Below are 10,105 nucleotides of genomic sequence, written 5' to 3' on the forward strand. Positions count from 1 at the left end.
CATGTATCACTGTAATTTTCGTATCTTCAACACGTCTGCAATCCGAAAGAGTGAGGCTATGCATTCGATGGCAAATTCCGCGAGTGGTGAATCTCAACGAGACGTATGTGAGTTGAGCATAGGCGAGATGAAATCCATGCTGGCATCTGGTCGCATCACTTCCACAGAGCTTGTGGTGAATTATTTGAATAGGCTGTTTTTTTACGATGTCAATGGTATCCAGCTCAATTCAACCCCAATCATTGCAGCCACTGCCTTGCATGAGGCCATGGTGAAGGATTCGCAACGTGACCATGGCGATGTCCAGGGACCCTTGCATGGCATTCCGTATACGGTGAAAGACAGTTATATGGCCAAAGGCATGACGATGGCAGCCGGATCACCGGCCTTTGCGCATGTTGTGGCCAATGAAGACAGTTTTTCTGTTGCTGCACTGCGCAAGGCCGGCGCGATTTTGCTCGGGCGAACCAATATGCCACCCATGGCAGCTGGAGGAGTGCAACGTGGAATATATGGAAGGTCTGAAAGTCCATATAATGGCGAATATTTGCCGGCAGCATGGTATTCGGGTTCCTCGCATGGTTCGGTAGTGTCGACCGCGGCAAGTTTTGCCGCCTTCGGCATGGGGGAGGAAACCGTTTCTTCCGGGCGTTCGCCGGCAGCCAACAATGGTGTCGTGGCATATACTCCTACGAGAGGTGTCATCTCGCTGCGTGGCAATTGGGTGCTGCATGCCACGAAGGATGAAGTAGTGCCGCATACTCGCAATGTCGATGATCTTCTTGAGCTGTTGCCAACGCTGACACAGGCTGATGAAGACACCAGGGGGGATCTGTGGAGAAGGCAGTCATGTGTTCGACTTGATGATGCCGCACGCGTTCAAGACCTTGGCTTCGATCGAGTGAAGGGAGCAGACGTTCTTTCCGGGCTTAACATCGGTGTCGTCAATGAATATGCAGGACGCATCGGGGGTGTGATTCCCTCGGTCTACACCCGGCCAAGCATCAATGCGTTGCTCATGCAGTCGATTCAATCCCTGCAGCAACTGGGCGCTCATGTCAGATGGACATCATTGCCTTTGCGCGACGCCTATGAGATTGCACCGAGAAACCTCAAGACTTTTGCCGATGAAGGACTCATTCCTCACGATTGGATGGATCACGAATGGCTCCAGCTCAATGCATCGGTTCTTGAAGAGTTCATTACATCCTTTAGCATGAGCGGCATCACCAGTCTGCAGGATGTTGACCCCGACGACATATTCCCCAACCCCTTCAACTCCGTGGCACAGACGAAACACTGGCGCTATGGCTTCTACCGGCAGGCATATGAATACATGCGTTCAGGGGCGATGCTTCCCTCGGAGCAGACCCCTGAACTCAAACAGGGTCTTCGAGGCCTTGAAACCATACGAAAGCGCCATCTTGAAGCATGGATGCGCGCCGAAAACCTGGATGTGCTTATTTTTCCAACGAACAGCAATGTTGCCAAGGCCGATTGTGATGTGGACGATGTTGACAACGTCGAGGCCTGGCAGGATGGAACATGGTTTTCCAACGGCAATAGATTCATCCGTCATCTGGGGATACCGACGGTGACGACAACGATGGGTGTGATGTCCGATACAGGCATTCCTGCGGGACTGACCTTTATGGGACCGTCGGGAAGTGATCAGCTGCTGTTATCGTGTGCCTACGAATTTGAAAAGGCCACATCGTTGCGGGTATCTCCGAGACGCACCCCACCACTTCCCGCCGCTGGCAGAATTCCCCTGAACGATGGCTCGGCACAGCCGCATGTCGAGCAGGTTGATGCTGGGGCGCTTCATGCAACTCTTGAAGTCACGATTGGCAATGGTTCAATTGACTATGGTGTGCGCATGCTCGACCCCGATAGGCGGTATTCCTGCCGAATCTTCATCAATGGCGTACTCATGCACGAATGGTCGCGTGATGATTCCTGGCATGGATCACTCTCGCTCGCAGCGGTGTTTGATGCCAGAAAAATTGCCGTGATCGCACTGTATTCGAGCTTGGACCGAAGTTTGGGCGCCGACATTCGTGTGTGCGACAATCCTGCGCCAAGCCATGGTGAGGGGTCGTTGCTGTGAGCCTTGGCAAGAAGCGCGCTGATGAATTTTCAGCAATACGGAACCGAATGATCGAGATGGGTGGCGGTAATTTGCATGGTGCCGCCACACAGAGGGGAATAGACAATGTTTGCCATAGACACCATATTTGAGAATGCACATGTTCAGACCATGGATCCCAAGCATCCCTATGCTACGGCGATAGGGGTGCATCATGGGAAAATCGTTGCCATTGATGATGAACTTGAAGGTGTGAGTGCCAAAGAACGTGTTGATTTACAAGGAAAATATGTGTGCCCGGGCTTTAACGATGTGCATCTGCATTTCTCATTATTGGGCGCAAATCTGAATCAGGTGGATTTACGCAAGCAAACGATATCAACCATGGATGAGCTTTATGCCAAGGTTGAGTCTGCATGCATTCAAGCTCCGGAAGGGCAGTGGGTGCTTGGCTGGGGTTTTGACCAGTTCTCGCTGGGTGCATTCCCCGACATTGCACGGCTTGACCAGATATCGCATGGTCATCCCGTGCTCATCCTGCATCTTTCGAACCATGCAGCGGTAATCAACAGTGAGGCATTCAGGCGTGCTGGATATGAACATCCTGAAGATATCGAAGACACGGATCTCGTCATTCGAGAAAAGGGGAGGATCACCGGCCTGGTCAAAGATAAATTCTGCTTCATGGTCACCGGTGTGGCCAACCGGGTCTCAGAAGAGATTTTGCTGCATCAGCTCCGTCTTGCGGCAGACTACACGCTGGCGTTGGGCATTACCAGTTTTACCGATGGGGGAACAGGCACCGATCCCCACTGGGAAGGCATCGGCCAGACACCCGATGATGCTGGACTATTCCAAGCTGCCTATGATCGCGGCCTCATCCAGCAGCGTGGCACTCTCATGCCGTATTACAGTTCATTCCATGATCTTGGAGAGCTTACTGGAGACATTACGGAGGGTTTCGGCCTTGACCTCGGTATCCGTACCGGCTTCGAAGGCGGCATGCTTGACATCGGGCCGGCAAAGGTCATTCTTGACGGTGCTTTCAACAGTCTCTCGGCATACTTGAGTGAACCATATCTGGGGTACTCGGACAACTATGGTGTGCTCAGCTGGGATCCAGAGGAGTTCAAACATCACGTTGCGCAACTGCACCGCCAGGGATGGCGTGTGGCAGTTCACGCAATTGGAGACAGAGCCGTGAATCTGGCCTTGGATGCGTTCGAGCATGCCCAGAATCTTTATCCAAGAAAGGATGTCCGTCACCGGCTCGAGCATTGCGGGATTGCGGATGACGCAATGGTTGACCGCATCGTCCGGGATGGAGTCATCGCCAATCCACAGGGAAGCTTCATCAAGAACAATGGCGATGCGTATGTCGAGCTATTGGGGGAGGAGCGAGCGCGAAGAGCATACCGGATGGGTGCCTTTGTGAGTCGGGGAGCAATCATTCCGGGCAGCACCGATGCCCCGTGTGCACCAGTTGCTCCCATGGTTTCGATTGAAGGCATGGTGACGCGAACAACCGCCCATGGCTTTGTCCTTGGTGAGAGCGAGAAGCTCTCAGTTGATCAGGCGCTGAGCGCATATACCTATGGAAGCGCATATGCGTCGCATAAGGAGCATGTTCTTGGCAGTATCAGCGCCGGCAAATTCGCTGATTTCTCTGTGCTCGATCATGATCCCCATGATGTGCCAGCCGATGAGCTTCACAAGATCGGTGTGCTCCAGACAATCATCAACGGTGTGACTCGATATTCACGGATGTGAGGCAGACACAGCGTGCCGCTCATGTTCGCTTGGCCATCAGGATGAACAAGTGAAGCGGATGCAACTGAGCCAGAACTCGTCAGGAATTGGGGTGTTCGTATGAGTGCTGCGAGGCGTAGCGGCGAAATCGTGGCCTATGCCATGTGGATACTTGCCATGTCAGGCTATGTCTTTGCTGCCACATGCCGGTCCTCACTTTCTGCCACTGGCATCCAGGCCGCGCTGTATTTCAACATCAGCAGTGCAGCATTGTCTTCATTCGTGTATCTGCAGCTTTTCGTCTACGCGATTGTACAAATTCCTGCCGGCATAATGCTTGACAGATTTGGCCCAAAACGAATGATTGCCGCCGGCTGCCTGCTGATGTCAGTCGGGCAAGGGATCATGGCCCTTGCAACGGCAACCTGGATGGCTGTGTTCGCTCGCGCCGCCGTTGGCATTGGTGATGCTTGCATATTCATTTCTGTTATCAGGCTGCTCGCAGCCTGGTTTCCCATGCGCAAGTTGCCCTTGTTGAATCAGTTGACCGGACAAATTGGCAATCTCGGCCAGATTATATCGGTCTACCCTTTCGTCTGGGTCATGAAAATGGCACATTGGCAGACCGCATTCCTCTCGCTCTCCGCCATTGGCATTCTTATAGCGTTCTGTGTGATCTCGCTATTGCGCGAAAGTCCGCATGAACGAGAATCGCGTGCAATGGCGCAGAAACTGAGAACGACGGGATTGAACTGGGCAGATGTCCTGCGCAATCTGCGCTCGGTCGCACGGCTTCCTGGAACCATATGTGGGTTTTGGGTGCATAGCATCACATGGTTTTCCAATACGATGATGAATCAACTCTGGGGCTTCCCATTCCTTCTTGCCGTCGAGCACTATTCGCATGCTCAGGCGAGTGCCTACCTTGCATCTGGAACTGCGATGTGCGTTATCTGGGCACTCATGTTCGGACGCTTTTCCAGTGCGCATCCGATTCACGGCAGAATCATGTTGGTCTATGTCACGGTAGGTGCGCAGATGCTGTGCTGGACGATACTGCTTGCCACGGCTGGACCTCATCCCACAGCGGTGATGATTGCCCTGCTGTTTTCCATTTCGAGCGGCATGGCAGCCTCAAGTGTCGCTTTTGACTTTGCTCGAGAGGGCTGTCTGCCGAAGGATCTGGGAACTGCAACCGCCCTTGCCAACATCGGAGGTTTCCTCTCCTCGGGACTTGTGCTCCTTGGAGTTGGACAACTGTTGGATTGGCAGGGAGCAAACAGCCCAAGACTGTATACGAGTCAGTCAATGCGAGTTGCGGTACTGGTGCAGTATCCAATGTGGATCATTGGTCTTATCGGATTCAGCGTCATGCTGCCCAAGGTGCTCGCTCGATTGCGAGAACGCAGTCTTCGGATCAGCTCGGCTGAGCTCCGGCATTGAAGTGTGAATTGAAGTGTGACTTGATGTGTGAATAGTGTTGCGCAATCTGAAATTGAAAGGTGAAGTCCAATGAAAGCAACCGTATATAAAGGGGAACGCCGGGTCGAGCTGGAGGAAGTTCCAGATGCCGCAATAGCCAAATGTTCCGATGCCGTGGTTGACATCGAGTATGCAGGTGTGTGTGGTTCAGATCTGTGGACATATCGAGGTCAGGGAGCATCTGCACCCAGCAGGATAGGTCATGAATTCGTTGGCACCGTCCGTGAAGTGGGATCAGAGGTATCTTCCGTCAAACCTGGCGATTGGGTCATCGTTCCCTTTCGCTATAGCGATGGCGTATGCCGCTATTGCCAGAAAGGCTTAGAAACCAGCTGCATTCATGGAGGCTTCTGGGGCAGGGAGAGCGTCGATGCCGGTCAGGGCGAGGCGGCATGCGTCCCTTATGCCGATGACACCCTGGTTAAGGCACTGCCTGATGGGAGTCGTCCGGACGAGGGCATCATTGCAAGCCTGTTGACACTCAGCGATGTGTTTACCACCGGATATCACGCAGCCACATGCTCCAGAATCCGCAGTGGCGATACCGTTGTTGTGGTGGGAGACGGGGCTGTAGGACTCTGCGCGATCATGGCGGCGCGATTACTTGGTGCCTCACACATTATCAATGCCGGGAGCAGCCATGAGGACCGACATCTTCTTGCCAAGGCATGTGGAGCCGATGAAGTGATTTCCGCTCGTGGCGACGATGCAGTGAAGGCGGTTGAAACACTGACATCGGGCCATATGCCTGATGAAGTGCTTGAATGCGTCGGCTCTGCGCAGTCATTCTCCACGGCGATCTCGATGTGCGCTCCAGGAGGATCGGTGAGCTACGTCGGCTTGCCACATGGAGTTGACATCGATGTGAAAAGTCTGTTCTACAACAACATAACGGTTACCGGCGGCATGTCGCCAGCGCATCATTACATCGCCAGGCTGTTGCCACAGATTCTCGACAAGTCAATCAATCCAGGACTGGTCTATACCAAGGAATACCGATTGAAAGACATCGCCACGGCATACGAGGACATGGATAATCGTCGCACGATCAAACCCCTGATCAAGGTCGGCTGATGGCATATGGGCATAGAATCATATGAAGGATATAGAGCACTCTGCGAACCGCATGAAAGAATCAGCGAGCATGATGCTCTCATTTTCCTGAAAGATCAATATAGGCTGAGCAATATCACGCTGCGACGCATCATGACCGAGCGGGACGACACATTCAGCGTGAGCGTTGCCCAGTCGACAAGGCCGAAATGGATATTGAAGATTGAGCATCCGTCAGAGAGCCGTGAGGCGGTGCTCATGCGTGCGCAAGCAATTCGTAGTTTCGAAGAGCTCGATTCATCGCTGCCCGTCACCCGGATCTTCGCAAACAGATCAGATGCTCTGGTATCCGCGATGGAACGGCAGAATCACACGCGATATGCGACGTTGACCTCATTCGTTGCTGGTGAAGTGCTCTCGCATATGAGAGAGCCCGCCTCGGATCTTCTGCTTTTCAATATGGGCCAGGCATTGGCGCGAATTGAGCTGGTTTTGGCGAAGCAGCAATCCTGTGAGGATCATCTCGGTCGAGTGCTGTGGGACATGAGGCTTTTCCCGGAGATATGTGAGGCCACACTTCCTGCAATCTCCGACAGCCATATGAGGAAGCCAATAGAACGAGCCCTTGACGATTATCTGACCATCCACAAGCGTGTGTGTGGGCTCCCGGAATATATGTGTCATGGTGATTTTCATCCTGGAAATGTGATGGTGGATTCGAATATGCCGAATGTCATTGCGGGAATCATCGATTTTGGCGACATGCACAGGATGCCATTGATCTGCGATGTGGCGACATGCCTATGCTATGCCATCGCTACTCATGCCGGTGTCGACACTGCACTCGCGCCGTGCAGACGAATACTTCAAGGGTATTCCTGGCAGCTTTCAGCGCATGACGATGATCAGCGCCGTTACGCACGATCAACAAGTCTGATGCATCTCAGTGATGAAGATTACTCGCTGCTGCCTATCCTGATTGAGGTGAGGAGCGCGCTTGCCGTAATTCTTCCGTATCTGGCACAGACTCTTGCGGGCGTGGATGCCTCGCATTACATCGCAAATCCAGAGACTCGTCTGAGACGGTTGATAACCGTGCAGAATATTGGTCACAGAGAATGTGAAGCACAGCTTCAGCCATAACGGTTGTAAGAGGTGACGGTGCTGATGGCAATACGAAAGGAAAAACTATGACAGCAGATACGGCAGGCATGGCATCACAGGCTGTGCAAGGCAAGAAACAGGTTTCCAATGCGTTCGATTTCCACAAGGGCATGGCATCCTTGAGTGATGACGAGCGAGCGCTGATAGAACGGCGGAAACGGATCTTGGGAACCATGGGTCCGCTGTTCTATGACCGGCCGGTGCATATAGTGCGCGGGCAGGCAGCGCATCTCTTCGACGCATCCGGCAATGATTATCTGGATTGCTATAACAATGTCGCATGCGTTGGCCATGCAAACCCACGGGTACGTGAAGCGGTCAACGATCAACTGGGCCTTCAAGACACGCATTCCAGGTATGTGCAGGATGAGATTCTTGACTATGGGGAGCGAATTCTGAGCTACTTTCCTACTGCCATGGATCGAGTGAACTTTACCAACTCTGGGTCGGAATCCAACGATCTTGCCCTGCGCATGGCTCGTGTATTTACGGGTCATCAGGGAGTAGTAGTGACAACAAATGCCTATCATGGCATTACGTCGCTCGTCTCTTCGGTCTCTCCAAGTTTTGGTACGGGCGTGCCGCTGGCGCCTTTTCTTGCAACCGTCGAGATTGCCGATGTATTGACGGGTGATCTGCCTGAGAGTCAGGTCAACGACATATTGCAACAACGCTTTGCATGTGCGTTTCAGAAACTTCACGATGGTGGATTTGGCGTATCTGCAGTCTTGCTGGATCAGATTTTCTCTTCCGACGGCATTCTTCCAGGGGCGCCAGGCTGGGTGAATCATATTGCTCAGGCTGTTCATCGTGTTGGCGGCATACTTATCGCGGACGAAGTGCAATCGGGATTCGCCCGCACAGGAGAAGCCTTCTGGGGTTTTCAGCGGCATCATGCAGATGCGGATATTGCCACAATTGGCAAACCGATGGCGAATGGAATCCCCACCGGTGCCGTCATCTATAAACACCAGATAGGCGAGGCCTTTGCCTCGTGCACCCGGTATTTCAATACTTTCGGCGGCAATCCCGTATCCATGAGAGCCGCAGAGGCAGTACTCGACGAGATTGAAGACCGGCACCTGCTCGCCCACGCGCAGCAAATCGGTGAGCAGCTCGATGCACAACTTCATCAGCTGCTTGGCGGAACTTCACGGTTTCGCGGCATGCGTCATGCTGGCCTGTTTCTTGGCATCGATATAGGCAGCAGTGATTCAGCCAGTTCGGATCCTCAGGCAACGCGGGCAATTATCAACAGGTTACGTGATATGTTCATTCTCATATCATCGTCTGGTCCCGATGGCAGCACACTGAAACTCCGTCCCCCTCTGGTGTTCTCTTCCGCGGACGTGGATCGTTTCATGCAAGCCTGCTCCACGCTCGTCGATGAGGGATATTTTGGGTGATGCATGTGTGGCTTGGGTGATGCACACGGCAGCATAGGCCAGGCAGGCTCAGGCGCTGAGAGCGATTGCATTGAACCTGCACCATTGCTAGAGCCGGATGTAGAAAGCCTGATTGCGCTGCTGCTCAGCAATGAACACGATTCCCGACGGAACAACGTGAATCGCCGGATCAAGCGATTCCTGTGCAATCTTATGAGTGCTGAGAGCCGTTGCACATGCATAGACCCCGACTCCAGCGGGAATGTCTTCACGGTGAATGCTCGGTGCGGCAGTAATGGCCGTGTGGTTGATCACCAGGAACACTGAATCGGAACATTGCTGATTGGACTCAATGGACTTGCCCAGACGCAAACCTCGCTCAACATCACTCCCATCGTCAGAGGCATGCAGAATCACCGGTTGAAGACTGCCGTTCGTGGGCATCGCTTACTCCTTATCAATGGTTTCGCCATGCCTTGCGGGTTTATATACGTAAAAACTCATAGGGACATTCCAAGGGCTGCAGAGCATGCTGTCGTGATAAGAATAGTCTCATTTGTTCATCTAGGAGATGTCATTTCAGCTATCAGGCGCCAGCAACTCCTTGATCAGAACAGGGTTATAGGCATAGAAGTGTGGGTTTTTGGTCTTTGCTGGTGTACTGGCGTGTAATTCGTTCCAGTAGATGCCCTGCTCCTCTCCCGTCATTCCGAGTGAGCGGAGCGGGCCGATCAGATAGCCGACCTGCTGATAGCCCAAGGGCTGTCATTCCGAGTGAGCGGAGCGAGTCGATCGTATGAACTTGTCAAAGCTGTATGTACCATCGTCATCCCGAGTGAGCGGAGCGAGTCGAGGGATCTTGGCTGTTGATGCTTGCAAGGGTGAGATCTCTCGACTCGCTCCGCTCACTCGAGATGACAAGGGAGGTGTAATTCGCTCGAGATGACATTCGGTCGAGATGACAAGAGAGGTGAGGATAGCAAGGGAGGTGGGGATGGCGGGCATCGACATTGGGTCGTTCCTGCTCTCGTGGTTCTGTTGCGATGCATGATGGTGCCGCAATACGGACACAGGTTGCTTTCATGCATCCCAGGTCAAACAGGATTATCAACCAGCACAAACCCCAGCCTGGAGAACGCCTCACGGCATGTTTCACACATACTTTGTGCCGTGCCGTTATACC

The 10,105-nt window shown here is 53.1% G+C and carries 8 protein-coding genes; 6 read left to right on the top strand and 2 right to left on the bottom strand.

The annotated features are described in order from the left end of the window. The first annotated feature begins 58 nt into the window (after nucleotides 1-58). The 6 genes from BAQU_RS03210 (at nucleotide 59) to BAQU_RS03235 (ending at nucleotide 8,943) form a co-directional block, all read left to right on the top strand. Nucleotides 59-2,110 (top strand): amidase family protein, encoded by a 2,052-nt coding sequence (locus tag BAQU_RS03210; protein ID WP_158215626.1) that lies wholly within the window; start codon nucleotides 59-61, stop codon nucleotides 2,108-2,110. 105 nt (nucleotides 2,111-2,215) lie between these two features. Then, complete coding sequence (locus tag BAQU_RS03215; protein WP_094692613.1) at nucleotides 2,216-3,859, top strand: amidohydrolase; 1,644 nt, start codon at nucleotides 2,216-2,218, stop codon at nucleotides 3,857-3,859. Nucleotides 3,860-3,958: 99 nt separating this feature from the next. Continuing rightward, complete coding sequence (locus BAQU_RS03220; protein WP_094692615.1) at nucleotides 3,959-5,281, top strand: MFS transporter; 1,323 nt, start codon at nucleotides 3,959-3,961, stop codon at nucleotides 5,279-5,281. Between the two features lie 69 nt (nucleotides 5,282-5,350). Continuing rightward, complete coding sequence (locus BAQU_RS03225) at nucleotides 5,351-6,394, top strand: zinc-binding dehydrogenase (RefSeq protein WP_094692617.1); 1,044 nt, start codon at nucleotides 5,351-5,353, stop codon at nucleotides 6,392-6,394. Nucleotides 6,395-6,400: 6 nt separating this feature from the next. Next, the gene (locus tag BAQU_RS03230) at nucleotides 6,401-7,516 is read left to right on the top strand and encodes a phosphotransferase (protein ID WP_094692619.1); all 1,116 of its coding nucleotides are present in this window, start codon (nucleotides 6,401-6,403) and stop codon (nucleotides 7,514-7,516) included. Between the two features lie 47 nt (nucleotides 7,517-7,563). Beyond that, nucleotides 7,564-8,943 carry an aspartate aminotransferase family protein gene (locus tag BAQU_RS03235; RefSeq protein WP_211277096.1) on the top strand — a complete coding sequence of 460 codons (1,380 nt, stop codon included), beginning with the start codon at nucleotides 7,564-7,566 and terminating at the stop codon, nucleotides 8,941-8,943. A gap of 87 nt (nucleotides 8,944-9,030) precedes the next feature. On the opposite strand, the gene BAQU_RS03240 is transcribed toward BAQU_RS03235, so the two are convergent. Both BAQU_RS03240 and BAQU_RS03245 read right to left on the bottom strand, forming a co-directional pair. After that, nucleotides 9,031-9,366: a hypothetical protein gene (locus tag BAQU_RS03240; RefSeq protein WP_094692621.1), complete on the bottom strand. Its 336-nt coding sequence runs from the start codon at nucleotides 9,364-9,366 to the stop codon at nucleotides 9,031-9,033. Between the two features lie 135 nt (nucleotides 9,367-9,501). Then, nucleotides 9,502-9,681 (bottom strand): hypothetical protein, encoded by a 180-nt coding sequence (locus BAQU_RS03245; protein ID WP_094692623.1) that lies wholly within the window; start codon nucleotides 9,679-9,681, stop codon nucleotides 9,502-9,504. Between the last annotated feature and the right edge of the window lie 424 nt (nucleotides 9,682-10,105).

It is taken from the genome of Bifidobacterium aquikefiri, from assembly GCF_002259795.1.
In the GTDB taxonomy this organism is placed as follows: domain Bacteria; phylum Actinomycetota; class Actinomycetes; order Actinomycetales; family Bifidobacteriaceae; genus Bombiscardovia; species Bombiscardovia aquikefiri.